Source organism: Streptomyces diversicolor (assembly GCF_057537855.1).
This window is the reverse complement of the sequence record NZ_BAAJXA010000003.1, coordinates 36,355-53,233: the sequence shown is the minus strand read 5'-3', so window position 1 is coordinate 53,233 and position 16,879 is coordinate 36,355. Positions and strand designations below refer to the sequence as shown.

Here is a 16,879-nt window from a genome sequence, read left to right as displayed (position 1 = left end):
CCCACGCCCCACCCCACCGACGCCTCCGGCCGAGCGGCCCTGGGGCACCGACGCCGCACCCCGCCGACGGCCACAGCCGATCGGGCCCGGCGGCCGGTCTTCTGGGCTCCTGCGCATCACCTCACCCTCCCTCGGAGACCGGCGCGGCATCCCGACGGGTGGGTGGGGTGACGGCCGCGCGGTCCTCGGGCAGCGGCCCGGTGGCCTGCGCCGATGCCCGTGGCCGAGCGGGGCTCGGAGGTCGGTGTGCTCGGCTCAGTGGCGGAGGCGGGCCACGCGCCACACGGCGAGGATCGCCACCACGGCCACGATCAGGACGTAGGCCAGGACGACCCGCCAGTCGGGGCGGCGTCCGGAGCCCCGCGGGGGCAGCCCCGGCAGGGTGTGGCCGACGCGGCGGGCGGCCATCATGCCCCAGCCCGCGGAGCAGGAGCAGATCAGCAGGCCCAGCATCGCGATCACCGCGCCGCTGTCCCCGAAATCGAAGGCGAGCGGGAAGGCGAACATCAGGGAGCCGATCGCGGCCAGGCCCACGATGGGGGCGAGCTGCCAGATCCGCAGCCGGCGCTGCGGGCGCAGCTCGACCTCGACCTCCGGCCCGCCGGCGAACATCTCCTCGGGCTCGGGTCCGTCGGCGGTCACGCCGCCCGGCGTCTCGTCCGGTCCGTCGGGGCTCAGGCGGTCCTCACCCTGCTCCGCTTCGCCGCCGTCGGTGGTGACGTGTTCGGTGCCTTGTGCGGTGTCGCGAGGGCCGGCCTCCATCGCCACGCGCCCTCCCAACTCGGACTCCACTTGGTCGATCGAAGCTCGATGATGGCATGGCGCCGAAGGCCCCGATGACCGGCGGCGCATCCCGATGCCATCACGTGATCAGGCTGTGACCGGTCGTTCGAGCAACGCCAGTGCGAGGTGCGGGAGTTCCGAGCGGTCCGCCGCGGCCCCACTCAACCAGTGCACCCGGGGATCGCGCCTGAACCACGAATCCTGGCGGCGCGCGAAGCGTTTGGTGGCACGTACGGTCTCCGTGCGCGCCTCCTGTTCGGTGCAGTCTCCGGACAGCGCCGCGAGGACCTGCTGGTAGCCGAGCGCGCGCGACGCCGTACGCCCCTCGCGCAGGCCGCGCGCCTCCAGTGCCCGCACCTCGGCCACGAGGCCCGTCTCCCACATGCGGTCGACGCGGTGCGCGATGCGCTCGTCGAGTTCGGGGCGGGCCACGTCGACGCCGATCTGCACGGTGTCGTACACCGAGTCATGGCCGGGCAGGTTGGCGGTGAACGGCCGGCCGGTGATCTCGATCACTTCCAGGGCACGGACGATACGGCGGCCGTTGCTGGGGAGGATCGCCCGGGCGGCCTCGGCGTCGGCGGCGGCGAGACGGGCGTGCAGCGCTCCGGAGCCGCGCAGCGCGAGTTCGTCCTCCAGCCGGGTCCTGACCTCGGGGTCGGTGCCGGGGAACTCCAGGTTGTCCACCGCGCCACGGACGTACAGGCCGGAGCCGCCGACCAGGATGGGCCAGCGTCCCTCGCCGAGCAGTGCCTCGATCCGGGTGCGGGCCAGCCTCTGGTACTCGGCGACGGATGCGGTGACCGTGACGTCCCAGATGTCCAGCAGGTGGTGCGGGACGCCGCCGCGCTCCTCCGGTGGCAGTTTGGCCGTGCCGATGTCCATGCCACGGTAGAGCTGCATGGAGTCGGCGTTGATCACCTCGCCGCCGAGCCGCTGGGCGAGGAGGACGCCGAGGTCGGACTTGCCCGCGGCGGTGGGTCCGACGACGGCGATGACTCGGGGGGACAAGGGTGCACTGCTCACCGCACCAGTCTCGCAAACCCCGCGGCCACGCCTCGAACGGGTGGTGCGACGGCCCCCGGGCGCCCCGCCCGGGGCTGCGGTGTCACGCCCGGGATGCCTCGGGTCACGCGGGATCGCGCCCACACGGGTACCGTATGGAACGGATGCGGGCACTTCAGCCCGGCTTCTCGCGACCCTGGCAGGGGCCGTGGCGAGGGAGCCGCGGGAGCGGCGGGGACGGTGCGGGTGCCCGCAGGCAACCGTCCCGCAAGGAAGGTGGACCATGGGTCTTTTCGACAATGTGAAGGCCAAGCTGGGCCCGGCCAAGGACAAGGTGTCCGACCTCGCGCAGCAGCACGGGGGCAAGATCCAGGGCGGCATCGACAAGGCCGCCAAGGTGGTCGACGAGAAGACCAAGGGCAAGTACAGCGACAAGATCCACGCGGGCACCGACAAGGCCAAGGGCGCCATGGACCGGCTCGCGCACAAGGGCGGTTCCGAAGCGGCCGGCGGCACGACCGGCCCGAGCGGGACCGCGGGAAGCACGGGGGCGACGGAAACGAAGGGGACGACGGGCACGACGGAGACGCCCCCGCCGTCCTCCTGATCACACGGGTCCGCGTCCAAGACGCGGACCCGCCGCCGTCACGCCATGGCGCTACGGAGTCGCCCTAGGACCAGGCCGCCACCAGGTACCCCACGCCGTAGGGCGCGTCCTCGTAGAGCAGTGTGCCGGTCAGGTCCGCGCCCTCGGCGGCGCCGGCGAGGACCTGCCAGGGTGCACGGCCCGACGCCTTCAGCTCCTGCGCCAGTTCGGCGTCCAGTGCCGCGAGTGCCGCCAGGTCCGCCGACCCCAGCGCGTGCGCGACCCGCGCGTCGAACGGCGCCGCCCGCTCGTCCAGATAGCCCGGCGCCTTGAGCGTGCGGCACGCGCTGGCGTCGCCCATCACCAGCAGTGCCGTCCGCGCGGCCCGCGCGCCGATTTCCCTTCCCACTTCGATACACCGCCCGGGTGCGAGCGGTTCCCCCACGCCGAGTCCCTCGATCGGGGCATCTGCCCAGCCGGTCCGCTCCAGCAGCCAGGCGGCGACGGCGAGCGACGGCGGCAGGGCGCGCTCGGGGGCCGGCTCGCCGTCCGGCCCGAGCCGCACGTCGAGGTCGACGCCGAAGCCGCGGAAGGAGCCCCGGGCGCCCTGCGGGTGGGTGCCGCGCCCGTCCGGTGCCGCGGGCCCCACGACCACCAGCCGGTCGGGACGGGCGGCGGCGAGCACGCCGAGCGCGTCCGCGCATGCGGCGCGCGCGGTGTCCAGCTCCGCCGCGGCGCCCGCGGCGACCTCGGGCACGAGGAGGGGCGGGCAGGGGCAGGCTGCGGCGGCGACAAGCATGATCGGCAGCGTACGTCAGTCGCAGCCGCAGGCACTCGCGGCGGCCGGCAGGGGCTCCGGGACGCCGATCCTGGGCAGGCCCAGCATGACGCCCGCCGGCTTGGCGGACTCGGCCGCGGTCCGCTTCTCCCATGCGTCGCCCGCGCGCGTGCGGCGCACGTCCAAGACCGGCCCCTCGGCGAGCAGGTGGTGCGGGGCGGCGTACGTCACCTCGACGGTGACCACGTCGCCAGGGCGCACCGGCTGCTCGGGCTTGGTGAAGTGGACCAGGCGGTTGTCGGGGGCGCGGCCGGACAGCCGGTGCGTGGCGCCGTCCTTGCGGCCCTCGCCCTCCGCGACCATCAGCTCCAGGGTGCGACCGACCTGCTTCTTGTTCTCCTCCCAGGAGATCTCCTCCTGGAGGGCCACCAGCCGCTCGTAGCGCGCCTGGACGACCTCCTTGGGGATCTGGTCGTCCATGGTGGCCGCCGGAGTGCCGGGGCGCTTGGAGTACTGGAAGGTGAACGCCTGCGTGAAGCGGGCCTCGCGGACGACGTGGAGGGTCTGCTCGAAGTCCTCCTCCGTCTCCCCCGGGAAGCCCACGATGATGTCGGTGGTGATCGCCGCGTGCGGGATCGCGGCGCGGACCTTCTCGATGATGCCGAGGTAGCGCTCCTGCCGGTAGGAGCGGCGCATCGCCTTCAGGACGGTGTCCGAGCCGGACTGGAGCGGCATGTGCAGCTGCGGCATCACGTTCGGCGTCTCGGCCATGGCGGCGATCACGTCGTCGGTGAAGTCGCGGGGGTGCGGCGAGGTGAAACGCACCCGTTCCAGGCCCTCGACGGCGCCGCAGGCGCGCAGCAGCTTGCTGAACGCCTCGCGGTCGCCGATGTCGGAGCCGTAGGCGTTGACGTTCTGGCCGAGCAGCGTGATCTCGCTGACGCCCTCGGAGACCAGGGCCTCGACCTCGGCGAGGATGTCGCCGGGGCGGCGGTCCTTCTCCTTGCCGCGCAGCGCGGGGACGATGCAGAAGGTGCAGGTGTTGTTGCAGCCGACGGAGATCGACACCCAGGCCGCGTACGCGCTCTCGCGCCGGGTCGGCAGCGTCGAGGGGAACGCCTCCAGGGACTCGGCGATCTCGACCTGGACCTCCTCCTGCACGCGGGCGCGCTCCAGCAGGACGGGGAGCTTGCCGATGTTGTGCGTGCCGAAGACGACGTCGACCCAGGGCGCCTTCTTCACGATCGTGTCGCGGTCCTTCTGGGCCAAGCAGCCGCCGACCGCGATCTGCATGCCGGGGCGCCGGGCCTTCTTCGGCGCGAGCCGGCCGAGGTTGCCGTACAGCCGGTTGTCGGCGTTCTCGCGTACGGCGCACGTGTTGAAGACGACGACATCGGCGTCGCCGTCGGAGCCTTCGGGGGCGCGTACGTAACCGGCTTCTTCGAGCAGCCCGGACAATCGCTCGGAATCATGAACGTTCATCTGGCACCCGTAGGTCCGGATTTCGTAGCTCTTGGATTCTCGAACGTCCACTGCGGGGCTCCGGTCGCTGCTGCTGGTCATTCCTCAAGGGTAGGCGCTTCGGGGAGGGCCCCTGCCGGCCCGGCCCCCGGGAGGCCCGGCCCACGGCGCCGCATGGCCGTCAGGCGCCGCCGGGGATCCAGCCCTGGCGGCGCAGGACCGCGGAGACGTCCGGGGCCTCGTAGTGCTGGCCCTTGAGCACCTTGCCGTCGGCCCGGCGGGAGACCCGGCCGTCCGGTCCCCGCTTGCTCATGTTGGAGCGGTGCACCTCGGCCAGCACCGCGTCGAGGTCGATGCCGTGGACCAGCGCCGTGCCGTACGCCACATAGACCACGTCGGCCAGTTCGTGCGCGAGCCGGTCGAGGGGGCCGGCCACCGAGACCTCGGCGACCTCCGCGGCCTCCTCCGCGAGCAGGTCCCCGCGGTGCGCGGCCAGTTCGGGGGACACCTCGGTCGGTCTGCTGCGGGCGTCGAGGCCGAAGGCCAGATGGAACTCACGGACGAGGTCGGCGGGCGAGGAGGTCATACGGCGACTGTAGCGGCCACCTGTGACATCGCCCGCGGCCCGCCCGACCGGCTGCGGCGCCGCCCACGCCCTGCCCAGCGTGAGCACGACACCGAGCAGGCCCCTGACCGCCCGGCGGCCGTGACACCAGCCATGCCCCGCGCCCGGTCTCGCCCGCCTCAAGCTCTGCCGTCGCACTGGCTTCTGCCGCGCACGCGCGCGGGGGCGATCGTGGAACAACCCGCGGGCTCGGCCGGCAAGGGACCGCCATGCAGGCGCGCGGAGACGGCTGCCGGGCCGGTTCCGCCGCGCCGACCAGGCTGCCGCCGTGCACGCGCGCGAGACGATCCCGCGTGGATACCGCGGCACGCATTCGATCCGGCCCTCGCATCCCCAACACAGTGCCCCGCCCGGCTCTCGAATCCCAACACACGGCACCCTACCCACACATGACACCGCCACGGCCCCGCACCGGGTCCCCCGCATGACGTCGCACCGGATCCACGCACCACACCAACCCCACGCCCCACCCGCTCCTGGAATGCACTCGTGGCCCGCCCGACCCGACCGTCACCGCCCCCACCCCGCCCTCCCCCGGCCTGGTCAGGAGCGCGGGTGGGCTGGCAGGATCGCGCGCATGTCCAAGGTGATCCCCCGTATCGGCAGGCGCCGTGCGGTGCAGGGCGCGGCCGTCGGTGTCGTCGCCCTCGCCCTGCTGGCGTGGTGGCTGCTGCCCCTGGGCGAGGACCCGCCGACCGGGACGATCGTCTTCAGCACCGGCACCCAGCGCGGGGTGTACCAGGAGTACGGGGAGCGGCTGCGCACCGAACTCGACAAGGACATGCCGGGCTTGAAGGTGACGCTGCTGAACAGCGCCGGCTCACAGGAGAACGTGCAGCGGGTGGCGACCGGCGAGGCCGACTTCACCATCGCGGCGGCCGACGCGGTGGAGACCTATGTGCTCGACAACCGGCCCGGCGCACGGGATCTGCGCGGCGTGGCCCGGCTCTACGACGACTATGTGCAGCTGATCGTCCCGCGTGACTCCGATGTGCGGACGGTCGCGGACCTGAAGCACAAGCGGGTGGCCATAGGACCGGTGGACTCCGGGGTGCGGCTGATCGCCGACCGGGTGCTCAGGGCCGCGGGCATCGATCCCGGCAAGGACATCACGCCCCTGGCCGACGGCATCGACACCGGGCCCGACCGGCTGAAGCGGGGCGACATCGACGCGTTCTTCTGGTCGGGCGGTCTGCCCACGAAGGGGCTGTCCGAGGTGGCCCGCACCTTCGCCCTCCGGTTCGTCCCGATCGGGGCCGACCTGGTGGCCCGGCTGCACGGCCAGGGCAACGTCACCCGCTACTACCGCACCACCAACATGCCCGAGTCCGCCTACCCGTCCGCCCAGCAGGGCATGACGGTGGCGACGATCGCGGTCTCCAACCTGCTGATGACCCGCAAGGACGCGGATCCGCGGCTCACCGAGTGGCTGACCCGCACGGTGATCAAGAGCCGTGACGACATCGGCAGCCACGTCCACTCCGCGCAGCTGGTCGACCTGCGCACCGCGATCTACACCGACCCCCTGACGCTGCACGCGGGCGCACGACGGTACTACCGGTCGGTCAAACCGTAGGCGCGCTCGCGGCCACGGGCCCGTGCCGGGGCACCGTCACCGTCACCTTCAGGCCGCGCGGCGCGTGGTGCCCGTACGCGATCGAGCCGCCGCCCGCCGCGAGCAGGGCCCGGGTGATGGACAGGCCGAGGCCGGAGCCCTTGATGTTCTGGTGCCGGCCGCTGCGCCAGAAGCGGTCGCCGATGCGGGCCAGTTCCTCGTCGGACAGACCGGGCCCGGTGTCCGTGACCACGACCGTCGAGGTCTCGCCGTCGCGGGCGACGGTCACCTCGACGGTGCCGTCCTCGGGCGTGAACTTCACCGCGTTGTCGATCACCGCGTCGAGGGCGCTGGACAGCGTGATCGGATCGGCCCAGGCGGTGGTGGGCGGGCAGTCGCCGATCAGCCGGACGCCCTTGACCTCGGCGGCCGGTGCCCAGGCGGCCACCCGCTCCGCGGCGAGCTGGCCGATGTCGGTCAGCCGCAGGTCCGCCTCGGCGTGCTCGGCCAGGGCCAGGTCCAGCAGGTCGTCCAGGACCTGGGCGAGCCGTCTGCCCTCGGTCTGCACGGAGGCGATCTCCTCGTTGCCCTCGGGCAGTTCGAGGGCGAGCAGTTCGATGCGCAGCAGCAGCGCGGCGAGGGGGTTGCGCAACTGGTGGGAGGCGTCGGCGACGAAGGCCCGCTGCTGCTCCAGCACGCTTTCGACGTTGTCCGCCATCTCGTTGAACGAACGGGCCAGCCTGCGCAGTTCCGGCGGGCCGCCGGCCGCGGCGACCCGTGACTTCAGGCGCCCGGTGGCGATGTCATGGGTGGTGGCGTCCAGGACGCGCACGGGCCGCAGCACCCAGCCGGTCAGCCTGAGGGCGGCACCGACGGCGAGCAGCATCGCGGCGATCTCACCGGCGCCGACGAGCAGCCAGCCGCGCAGCGTCCGTGAACGCATCGCTCCGGTCGGCGAGTCGGTGACCACCACGGCCGCCACGTCGCCGTCGCGGATCACCGGCGAGGCGACGACGAGCCGACTGCGCTGCCAGGGCCACACCTGCTCCGGGTCGTGGCTGCGCCGGCTGAGCAGCGCCTCATCGAAGGCGTCGCGCACCTCGCCCTCCTCGGGCAGCAGCCAGTCGCCGGGCGCGTTCGCCATCGGTGAGGCGTTGCGGTAGAAGACGCCGGCGCGGATGCCGTAGACCTCGAAGTAGCTGGTGAGTTCGCGGCGCAGGGTCTCCTTGCGCTCGTCCTCGGTCGTACGGCGCGCCCCGGCGGGCGCGTCGGTGACGAACTGGGCCAGCGCGGCGAACCGGGCCGTGTCGTCGATCCGGTCGACGACCACCGTCTGCTGCTCGGCCGCCGCGCTGCTGACGGCGAGCGGGACGCCGAGCGCGAGCAGCACGGCCGCCATCAGGACGATGAGCAGCGGGAGGAGCCGTGTGCGCACCCGTGCCCGCTAGGCGGCCGGGGCGACGAGCCGGTAGCCCACGCCGCGTACGGTCTCGATCAGTGCGGGCATGCGCAGTTTGCCGCGCAGGGAGGCGACGTGCACCTCCAGGGTGCGTCCCGTGCCCTCCCAACTGGTGCGCCAGACCTCGCTGATGATCTGTTCCCGCCGGAACACCACGCCCGGCCGCTGGGCGAGGAGCGCGAGCAGATCGAACTCCTTCCGGGTCAGCTGGATCACCGTGCCGTCCACCGTGACCTGGCGGGTGGGCAGTTCGATGTGCACGGGGCCGAGCCGCAGCGCGCTGTCGCCGCTGGTCGCGGCGTCCTCGTGCACGGTGCGCCGGCTGACGGCGTGGATCCGGGCGAGCAGTTCCCCGGTGTCGTACGGCTTCACCACGTAGTCGTCGGCGCCGAGGTTGAGGCCGTGGATCCGGGAGCGCACGTCGGAACGCGCGGTGACCATGATCACGGGGGTGCTGGTGCGTTTGCGGATCTTGCCGCACACCTCGTAGCCGTCCTGGTCGGGCAGGCCGAGGTCGAGCAGGACCACGCCGAAGCCGGGGCCCTCGGGGACGAGCGCCCGCAGCGCCTCCTCGCCGCTGCGCGCGTGCGTGACGTCGAAGCCGTGCCGGGCGAGGATCGCGGACAGTGCCGCCGCGACGTGGTTGTCGTCCTCGACGAGCAGCAGTCTCATCCCCGCCCCCTCCGGTTCAGCGGTCGTACCGTCCCGGTTCTCCATCGGCCACTAAGAAGGTGCCCGCGTACAAGAATGGTGCCCACGCGCGCGTGCACCATGGCAGTCACGCCGATGGACGAGGACGGCGTCAAGAGGGTTCCGGTTACCCACCGCATCCGTTACCCGGCCGATACGTGACCAGCTCGCAACTGCTACGACACGTGTCCGATTGCTATCGGATCGTGATGCTCAGATTCCCCTCAGATGTAATGACGCTTGTCGCAGGGGCTCACTACTGTCCTCCGAAACCGAGGAGGACGGAGCCTGAGAGCGATGACCGAAGTATCGGTGGCCAAGGAAGACGTGGCCGCGACCGGCGATCTGGTCGTCCTGAAGAGCGTCAACAAGCACTTCGGCGCGTTGCACGTGCTCCAGGACATCGATCTGACGATCGCTCGCGGCGAGGTCGTCGTGGTCATCGGACCCTCCGGGTCCGGTAAGTCGACCCTGTGCCGCACCATCAACCGCCTGGAGAGCATTGATTCGGGCACCATCACGATCGACGGCAGGCCGCTGCCCCAGGAGGGCAGGGAACTGGCCCGGCTGCGGGCGGACGTCGGGATGGTGTTCCAGTCGTTCAATCTCTTCGCGCACAAGACCGTGCTCGACAACGTGATGCTGGGACAGGTCAAGGTCCGCAAGGCGGACAAGAAGCAGGCCGAGGAGAAGGCCCGGGCCCTGCTCGACCGGGTCGGCGTCGGTACCCAGGCCGACAAGTACCCCGCGCAGCTCTCCGGCGGGCAGCAGCAGCGCGTGGCCATCGCCCGGGCCCTGGCGATGGACCCGAAGGTGATGCTCTTCGACGAGCCGACCTCCGCCCTCGACCCCGAGATGATCAACGAGGTCCTGGAGGTCATGCAGCAACTCGCCCGTGACGGCATGACCATGATCGTCGTCACCCATGAGATGGGCTTCGCGCGCTCGGCCGCCAACCGCGTGGTCTTCATGGCGGACGGCCGCATCGTCGAACAGTCCACGCCGGACCAGTTCTTCAGCAACCCGCGCAGCGACCGGGCCAAGGACTTCCTGTCGAAGATCCTGCACCACTGACGGCACCCGCACGCCTCACGGACGAACCGGTTCACCCGCACCGCCGGCCCGCTTCCTCACCACACGAAGGATGTTCACCATGAAGCTCCGCAAGGTCACCGCAGCCTCGGCCGCCGTGCTCGCTCTCTCCCTGGCCGCCACCGCGTGCGGTTCCGACGACAAGGACGACAGCGGTTCCTCCGGCGGTGGCAAGAAGATCACCGTCGGCATCAAGTTCGACCAGCCCGGCATCGGCCAGAAGACCCCGCAGGGCTACACGGGCTTCGACGTGGACGTGGCCACGTACGTCGCCAAGAAGCTCGGCTACGGCGAGGACCAGATCGAGTGGAAGGAGTCGAAGAGCGCCGACCGCGAGACGATGCTCAAGCGCGGTGACGTCGACTTCATCGCCGCCTCCTACTCGATCACCCCCGAGCGCGAGCAGCAGGTCGACTTCGCCGGCCCGTACCTGCTGGCCCACCAGGACGTGCTGATCCGCGCGGACGACGACAGCATCAAGGCGGCCTCGGACCTCAACAGCAAGAAGCTGTGTTCGGTGACCGGTTCGACCTCGGCGCAGAACGTCAAGGACAAGCTGGCTCCCAAGGCCCAGCTCCAGGAGTACCCGACGTACTCGGCGTGTCTGACCGGTCTGCAGAACAAGGTCATCGACGCGCTCACCACGGACGACTCGATCCTCGCCGGCTACGCCTCGCAGTCCCAGTTCAAGGGCAAGTTCAAGCTCGCCGGCCTCAAGATGACCAACGAGAACTACGGCATCGGGGTCAAGAAGGGCAGCGACCTCAAGGACAAGATCAACAAGGCCCTTGAGGACATGGTCTCCGACGGTTCCTGGCAGAAGGCCGTGGACAGCAACTTCGGTCCGGCCAACTACAAGAACGAGCCCGCCCCGAAGATCGGCGACGTCAAGAGCTGAGGCAGTGCCCGGCCGGTGCGCCGCCGTGACGGCGTCGCACCGGGGCATCCCTACACGCGGAAGCGCGGGAGATCGTGTTCGACTTTCTTGAGGGTTACGACCTGCTGGGAGCCTTCTGGGTGACGGTGCAGCTGACGCTGCTGTCCGCCGTGGGCTCCCTGATCTGGGGCACCCTGCTGGCCGCCATGCGGGTGGGCCCGGTGCCGCTGATGCGCGGTTTCGCAACCGCCTACGTGAACATCGTGCGGAACATCCCGCTCACGGTGATCATCCTGTTCAGCTCACTCGGCCTCTACCAGACGCTGAGCGTCAGCCTGGGTGCGGACGACGTCAAGACGATCAGCTTCCGGCTGGCCGTGCTCGGCCTGATCCTGTACACGTCCGCCTTCGTCTGCGAGGCGCTGCGCTCCGGCATCAACACGGTGCCGGTCGGACAGGCCGAGGCCGCCCGGGCGATCGGCCTGAACTTCACCCAGGTGCTGACCCTGGTGGTGCTGCCGCAGGCCTTCCGTGCGGCCGTCGGCCCGCTGACGAACGTGCTGATCGCGCTGACCAAGAACACCACGGTGGCGGCCGCGATCGGCGTGGCGGAGGCCGCGTACCTGATGAAGGAAATGGTCGAGAACGAGGCGCAGTTGGTGCTGATCTCAGCCATCATCGCCGTCGGCTTCTGCTGTCTGACACTGCCGACCGGTCTGCTCCTCGGCTGGGTCGCCAAGAAGGTGGCGGTGAAGCGATGAGTTCCGTCCTGTACGACGCCCAGGGCCCGCGCGCCAAGCGGCGCAACGTCCTCTACACGGTGGTCTTCGCCCTCGCCGCGGCCGCCGTCCTGTGGTGGGTGTTCAGCGCCCTCGCCGACAAGGACCAGTTGGCCTGGGAGAAGTGGAAGCCGTTCCTCGGCGGCACCGAGGCCTACACGACCTACATCTGGCCCGGTCTGGAGAACACCCTCAAGGCCGCCGCCCTGTCCATGATCATCGCACTGCCGCTGGGCGCGGTCCTCGGCATAGCCCGACTCTCGGACCACGCGTGGGTGCGCGTCCCGGCCTCGGTCGTGGTCGAGTTCTTCCGGGCGATCCCGGTCCTGGTCCTGATGATCTTCGGGATGGCCTGGTACTCCGAGTACACCAACATCAGCTCGGACGACCGTCCGCTGTACGCGGTCGTCACCGGCCTCGTGCTGTACAACGCGTCCGTCCTGGCCGAGATCGTCCGGGCCGGCATCCTGTCGCTGCCGCGGGGCCAGTCCGAGGCCGCGATGGCGATCGGGCTGCGCAAGAACCAGACGATGCGGCTGATCCTGCTGCCGCAGGCGGTCACCGCGATGCTCCCGGCGATCGTCAGCCAGCTCGTGGTGATCGTGAAGGACACGGCGCTCGGCGGCGCGGTCATGACCTTCCCCGAACTGCTCGCCTCGGCCAACACGATGAGCGCCTACTACGGGGCCAACACGATCGCCTCCTTCACCGTGGTGGCCGTGATCTTCGTGGCGATCAACTTCTCGCTCACCTCCTTCGCGGGCTGGCTTGAGCGACGGCTGCGGCAGGGCAAGAAGTCCACCGGCGCGGTGCTGGGCGCCGACGCGGCCGCCGAGCTGGCCGCCCCGGGCGAGCACGAAGAGGTGACAAAGGTCGGATGATGCCGACGGGGCCGTCGAGCACGTCGGGCTCATCGGGCGCAACGGGCGCGGCGCGCGCTCGATGAGCCCGATGCGCCTGATCAGCCCCATGCCCCCGATCGGCCGATGATCTGACGAAGCGACAATTCCGCGGGGGCAGTGGCATGATCGCCACTGCCCTCGGTCACTTGACGCAAACACCGCCAATGGGTTGCATACGTTCTGTGATCGTGCACCCTGCTCCACCTTCCTGTTCACACACGTCCGTCCAGGCACAGCTGCGGTCAGGGGGCGCCGCGCCGTGGACCCGGTGATCATTGTCGGAGCGGGGCCCGTCGGGCTCACGCTGGCCCTGGCGCTGGCCCGCCAGGACGTACCGTCCGTCGTCCTGGACGAGGGTCCCGGCACGGACGAACCGCGCGCCGCGCGCACCGTCGTGCTGCGCGAGGACACCGCCGCGCTGGTGACCCGGCTCACCGGTGTCCCGCTCGCCGAGCGGGGGCTGCGCTGGGCCGGATGGCGGTCGCTGCGGCGCAAGCAGGTGATGAGCGAGATCGAGTTCGACGACGAGGAGCCTGGCCCGCTGCATCTCGCGCAGCATGTGCTGACCGGCGCCCTGCGCGCCGCGCTCGCCGACGAGCCGCTGGCCAGGCTGGCCGTGAACAGCCGTCTCGACACGATCGAGCAGGAACGCTCCGGCGTCACCGCCCACACCCGGGACCCTGGCGGCACCTGGTGGCGCGGCAGCTATCTCGTCGGCTGCGACGGTCCCCGCTCCAGCGTGCGCAAGCTCCAGGACATCCGCTTCCCCGGCCGTACGGCGGTGGAGCGGCACGCCGTGGCCGCACTGCGCGCCGAACTGCCCCGGCCCGACTGGGGTTTGCTGCACCGGCTGCCGCCGTGGCGGGCGTCCGGGCCGTTCGCCGGCGAGGTGACCGCCCGCCCCCTGCCGGACGGCGTGTGGCGCCTGGACTGGCTGCTGCCGCCGGGCAAGGACCTCGTCACGCCCGAACTCCTCGTGGCCCGGGTCCGCGAGACCCTGGCCGGCTGGACGGGCGGCACCACACCGCCGTACGAACTCCTCGACACCGGGGTCCACACGGTGCACCACCGGCTCGCCAGGCGGTGGCGGGTGGGGCGGGTGTTCCTCGCCGGGGACGCCGCGCATCTGCTCGGCGCGCTCGGCACCCAGGGCCTCGACGAGGGGCTCAGGGACGCCGACAACCTCGCCTGGAAGCTGGCGCCGGCCTGGCACCACGGCCCGCACGAGGCGCTGCTCGACTCCTACCAGGCGGAGCGGCGCGCCGTGGTCGCCGCGCGGCTGCGCGCCACCGACCAGATGCTGCCGGTGCTGCGCGGCGGTGGCGGACTGCGCGCCTACGTCCCCGGCGCCGCCCGCGGCCACGACACGCTGCTCACGGACGGTCATCTGGGACGGGGGCAGCTCGGCGCACCGGGGACGTACGCCGACTCCCCGCTCGCGCCCGGGCACCTCGATGCGGAGGTCCCGGTCGACACTCCGCCGGGCGCCCAGGTCAGCGACGTCCGGGTCACCGCGGAGGACGGCACCTTCGTCCGGCTGCGGGACCGTCTCGGCCGCGGTGCGCTGCTGGTCGTCCTGATCGCCCCGGGCACGGGGGTGTGGGACCGCAAGCACTGGGTGACCGCCGGGATCATGCCCCGTCTGGCGGCGGCGGTGGCCGCGCTGCCGTACCCGGCCGAGCTGCTGGTCGCCGAGTCCTACCCCGGCGCGCCCGCGCACACCGTGCTGCTGGTCCGCCCCGACGGGCACCTGGTCACCGCGCTGGGCGGGGTCCGGCCGGCCGACCTGTACTCGGCCGCGCAGGCGGCGCTGGGCGGCGCCGCGAAGGAGGAGGCCGAGGCCGCCGCGGGGGCGGGTTCCGCGGCGCGCTGACCCTTCCCTCTCTCTTGATCTTTCTCTTGATCTTTCTTCTGGTCTTTCTCCTGGTCTTTCTCCTGGTCCGGTCCACATTCCGACGATGAGTTGACCGCTGCGCTCCCGCAGTGGTGTACTCCGCTTCGTGATCGACACCTGTGTGCGCCTGTGGCGGAGGGTCCATATGGACCTGGTCCGCTATGCGGGCTGCGTGTGTCGCCGCACCTGCTGAATTCGCACCCCTCTCTCCTCCGCGCGCCCCACCTGACCTGCGGCGCGCTTTCGGCGAACGCTCAACAGGACGGTGTACGTGTCTGTCTCTCCCTCCGCATCCGCTCCCTCCGCCGCCCCGGCCACCTCTGCCGCGACGGCCCCGCCCACTCAGGCGGACCTCCTCGACTTCGTCCGGCGGACCGCCGCCGACGCCGAACTGATCGCCTCGCTTCCGCTGGACCCGGAGGGGCGCACCTGGGTCCACCTGGACGGGCCCGGCGGCAGTGAGGCATGGCTGATCGGCTGGCCTCCCGGCACCGGTACCGGCTGGCACGACCACGCCGAGTCGATCGGCGCCTTCCTCACCGCGGTGGGCGAGTTGAAGGAGAACTCGTTCGCCGCCCGGCTGCCCACCGACGGCTGGAAGACGCTGGAACTCACCGAGGGCGTGGACCGCGAGCGTCGGCTGCCGGCCGGGCGGGGCCGTTCCTTCGGTCAGCACCATGTCCACGAAGTGCTCAACGAGTCGACCGAACGGCATGCCGTCTCCGTCCACGCCTACTACCCGCCTCTGCCGCAGATCCGCCGCTACAGCCGCAGCGGCCAGGTACTGCGTCTGGAGCAGGTGGAGCGCCCCGAGGACTGGCAGTGAGCGAGTCGTCGGGCGCGGGCGGGGCCGAACCGCCGCTTGGCATCGACGAGTTGCTGGAGCGGGTGCGTGCGGGCTATCGGCGGATCGAGCCTCGCGAGGCCTATGACGCGGCGCGGGGCGGGGAGGCCCTGCTGGTCGACATCCGGTACGCGGCGCTGCGCGAGCGCGACGGGCTGATCCCCGGCGCCCTGGTCATCGAGCGCAACGAACTGGAGTGGCGCCTCGATCCCCGGGGCAGCCATCGCGTGCCCGAGGCCACCGGCCACGACCTGCGCGTCGTGGTGATCTGCAACGAGGGCTACGCGTCCAGTCTGGCGGTCTCCTCTCTGCACCGGCTCGGTCTGCACCGGGCCACGGACCTGATCGGCGGTTTCCAGGCATGGAAGGCGGCGGGGCTGCCTGTGGCGTCCTGATCCAGGGCTTTCCTCCCGCCGGGCCCTGCTCCCCCGGCCCTCCCTGTCCGGCCCTCCAGGTCCGGGAGGAGGCCGGGGGACGGCGTCGGCACCGGTCCTCGGTGGCAAGGCCGGTCAGCGTCCCGGCGGCCCTGCCCGCGTGACCGATCGCGTCGGCCCGTCCCCGGTTGGTCAGAACTCCTCGCCGTCGAGGAAGTCCGTGTCCTCGCCCTCCTCCTCCAGCGCCTGCCGGACCACCCGGAGGGCCATGCCCTCGGGGTAGCCCTTGCGGGCGAGCATCCCGGCCAGGCGCCGTATGCGTCTGTCCCGGTCGAGGCCGCGGGTGGAACGCAGCTTGCGCGCGACGAGGTCGCGGGCGGTCGACTCCTCCTGCTCGGCGTCGAGTTGGGCCACGGCCTCGTCGATCAGTGCCGAGTCGACCCCTTTGGTGCGCAGTTCCCGGGCGAGCGCGCGACGGGCCAGCCCCCGGCCGTGGTGCCGCGACTCCACCCAGGCGTCGGCGAACGCACTGTCGTCGATCAGGCCGACCTCCTCGAACCGCGACAGCACCTCCTCGGCGACGTCCTCCGGGATCTCCTTCTTGCGCAGGGCGTCCGCCAGTTGCTTGCGCGTGCGCGGGGTCCCGGTGAGCAGGCGCAGACAGATCGCCCGCGCCCGCTCAGCCGGGTCCCCTGGAGACTCCTCCTGGTCAGCCCTCGACAAGGAGAAGGAGCCTCCGTCTTCGTCGGCCGGTCCCCCGAAGCCCCGCCGACGACGCCCGCGCGGGCCGCCGCCACGACGCCCGCCACCGGGCGGTCCGCCCCCCTGTGGTCCTTCGCCGTGGGGCCCACCCCCGTAGGGCCCCACGCCTCGTGTCCCCTCGCCGTGCGAGCCGCCCCCGTACGGCCCCTCGTCGTGGCGGCCGTCCCCGTACCGTCCCTCGTCGTGGGGCAGGCCGCTGCGGGGCTCGTCACCGTACGGGTCCCGCGGGTCGTCGGGACCGAAGGCGCCGGATCCTCCGCTGAGTTCGCCCCGAAACGGCCGGTAGCCGGCGAACGCCCCCTCGCCGTCGGGGCCGTCGCCCGGCCGGGCGGGGCCGACGCCACATCTGCCCGTCCGCTCCCGGTGGGCGTCGAACTGCGCGTACTCGGCCCAGTCGGTTCGTCGTGTCACGG

At 71.7% G+C, this 16,879-nt stretch carries 18 protein-coding genes; 10 read left to right on the top strand and 8 right to left on the bottom strand.

The features are described from left to right. Positions 1 to 255: 255 nt before the first annotated feature. Both AC27LF_RS04015 and miaA read right to left on the bottom strand, forming a co-directional pair. Positions 256 to 762: a hypothetical protein gene (locus AC27LF_RS04015; RefSeq protein ID WP_479657862.1), complete on the bottom strand. Its 507-nt coding sequence runs from the start codon at positions 760 to 762 to the stop codon at positions 256 to 258. A 108-nt stretch (positions 763 to 870) separates the two neighbouring features. Further along, positions 871 to 1,809, bottom strand: a complete 939-nt coding sequence (gene miaA, locus AC27LF_RS04010) for a tRNA (adenosine(37)-N6)-dimethylallyltransferase MiaA (RefSeq protein ID WP_479657823.1) — start codon at positions 1,807 to 1,809, stop codon at positions 871 to 873. A gap of 262 nt (positions 1,810 to 2,071) precedes the next feature. Here miaA and AC27LF_RS04005 point away from each other — a divergent pair, with 262 nt between their 5' ends. Next, positions 2,072 to 2,395: an antitoxin gene (locus AC27LF_RS04005; RefSeq protein WP_479657824.1), complete on the top strand. Its 324-nt coding sequence runs from the start codon at positions 2,072 to 2,074 to the stop codon at positions 2,393 to 2,395. Positions 2,396 to 2,459: 64 nt separating this feature from the next. On the opposite strand, the gene AC27LF_RS04000 is transcribed toward AC27LF_RS04005, so the two are convergent. The 3 genes from AC27LF_RS04000 to AC27LF_RS03990 form a co-directional block, all read right to left on the bottom strand. After that, the gene (locus tag AC27LF_RS04000) at positions 2,460 to 3,173 is read right to left on the bottom strand and encodes a class III extradiol dioxygenase subunit B-like domain-containing protein (protein ID WP_479657825.1); all 714 of its coding nucleotides are present in this window, start codon (positions 3,171 to 3,173) and stop codon (positions 2,460 to 2,462) included. Between the two features lie 15 nt (positions 3,174 to 3,188). Then, complete coding sequence (gene miaB / locus AC27LF_RS03995; RefSeq protein ID WP_479657826.1) at positions 3,189 to 4,715, bottom strand: tRNA (N6-isopentenyl adenosine(37)-C2)-methylthiotransferase MiaB; 1,527 nt, start codon at positions 4,713 to 4,715, stop codon at positions 3,189 to 3,191. A gap of 79 nt (positions 4,716 to 4,794) precedes the next feature. Next, positions 4,795 to 5,199 carry a pyrophosphohydrolase domain-containing protein gene (locus AC27LF_RS03990; protein WP_479657827.1) on the bottom strand — a complete coding sequence of 135 codons (405 nt, stop codon included), beginning with the start codon at positions 5,197 to 5,199 and terminating at the stop codon, positions 4,795 to 4,797. Between the two features lie 616 nt (positions 5,200 to 5,815). Between AC27LF_RS03990 and AC27LF_RS03985 the strand changes: the two genes are divergently transcribed. Beyond that, positions 5,816 to 6,814, top strand: a complete 999-nt coding sequence (locus tag AC27LF_RS03985; protein ID WP_479657828.1) for a TAXI family TRAP transporter solute-binding subunit — start codon at positions 5,816 to 5,818, stop codon at positions 6,812 to 6,814. Here the strand turns inward: AC27LF_RS03985 and AC27LF_RS03980 are convergent. Both AC27LF_RS03980 and AC27LF_RS03975 read right to left on the bottom strand, forming a co-directional pair. Next, positions 6,804 to 8,228 carry a sensor histidine kinase gene (locus AC27LF_RS03980; protein WP_479657829.1) on the bottom strand — a complete coding sequence of 475 codons (1,425 nt, stop codon included), beginning with the start codon at positions 8,226 to 8,228 and terminating at the stop codon, positions 6,804 to 6,806. The genes AC27LF_RS03985 and AC27LF_RS03980 overlap by 11 nt on opposite strands. Before the next feature lie 9 nt (positions 8,229 to 8,237). Continuing rightward, positions 8,238 to 8,924, bottom strand: a complete 687-nt coding sequence (locus AC27LF_RS03975; protein ID WP_479657830.1) for a response regulator transcription factor — start codon at positions 8,922 to 8,924, stop codon at positions 8,238 to 8,240. A gap of 315 nt (positions 8,925 to 9,239) precedes the next feature. On the opposite strand from AC27LF_RS03975, the gene AC27LF_RS03970 reads away from it, so the two are divergent. The 8 genes from AC27LF_RS03970 (at position 9,240) to AC27LF_RS03935 (ending at position 15,725) form a co-directional block, all read left to right on the top strand. Then, positions 9,240 to 10,016 carry an amino acid ABC transporter ATP-binding protein gene (locus AC27LF_RS03970; protein ID WP_479657831.1) on the top strand — a complete coding sequence of 259 codons (777 nt, stop codon included), beginning with the start codon at positions 9,240 to 9,242 and terminating at the stop codon, positions 10,014 to 10,016. Positions 10,017 to 10,095: 79 nt separating this feature from the next. Next, positions 10,096 to 10,932, top strand: a complete 837-nt coding sequence (locus AC27LF_RS03965; protein ID WP_479657832.1) for a glutamate ABC transporter substrate-binding protein — start codon at positions 10,096 to 10,098, stop codon at positions 10,930 to 10,932. A 74-nt stretch (positions 10,933 to 11,006) separates the two neighbouring features. Then, complete coding sequence (locus AC27LF_RS03960) at positions 11,007 to 11,672, top strand: amino acid ABC transporter permease (protein ID WP_404032297.1); 666 nt, start codon at positions 11,007 to 11,009, stop codon at positions 11,670 to 11,672. After that, positions 11,669 to 12,571 (top strand): amino acid ABC transporter permease, encoded by a 903-nt coding sequence (locus AC27LF_RS03955; RefSeq protein ID WP_479657833.1) that lies wholly within the window; start codon positions 11,669 to 11,671, stop codon positions 12,569 to 12,571. Before AC27LF_RS03960 ends, AC27LF_RS03955 begins: the two co-directional genes overlap by 4 nt. A gap of 280 nt (positions 12,572 to 12,851) precedes the next feature. After that, a complete protein-coding gene (locus tag AC27LF_RS03950) occupies positions 12,852 to 14,465 on the top strand; it encodes an FAD-dependent monooxygenase (RefSeq protein ID WP_479657834.1) in 1,614 nt (537 codons plus the stop codon). Between the two features lie 166 nt (positions 14,466 to 14,631). Beyond that, on the top strand, positions 14,632 to 14,679 hold the full coding sequence (locus AC27LF_RS03945) for a hypothetical protein (RefSeq protein ID WP_351741692.1): 48 nt from the start codon (positions 14,632 to 14,634) through the stop codon (positions 14,677 to 14,679). A 78-nt stretch (positions 14,680 to 14,757) separates the two neighbouring features. After that, positions 14,758 to 15,312, top strand: coding sequence for a cupin domain-containing protein (locus tag AC27LF_RS03940; RefSeq protein WP_479657835.1), 555 nt, complete (start codon positions 14,758 to 14,760; stop codon positions 15,310 to 15,312). Beyond that, on the top strand, positions 15,309 to 15,725 hold the full coding sequence (locus tag AC27LF_RS03935; RefSeq protein ID WP_479657836.1) for a rhodanese-like domain-containing protein: 417 nt from the start codon (positions 15,309 to 15,311) through the stop codon (positions 15,723 to 15,725). The genes AC27LF_RS03940 and AC27LF_RS03935 overlap by 4 nt, the downstream gene beginning before the upstream one ends. A gap of 171 nt (positions 15,726 to 15,896) precedes the next feature. Here the strand turns inward: AC27LF_RS03935 and recX are convergent, their stop codons facing one another. After that, positions 15,897 to 16,877 (bottom strand): recombination regulator RecX, encoded by a 981-nt coding sequence (gene recX, locus AC27LF_RS03930; protein WP_479657837.1) that lies wholly within the window; start codon positions 16,875 to 16,877, stop codon positions 15,897 to 15,899. Positions 16,878 to 16,879: the final 2 nt, after the last annotated feature.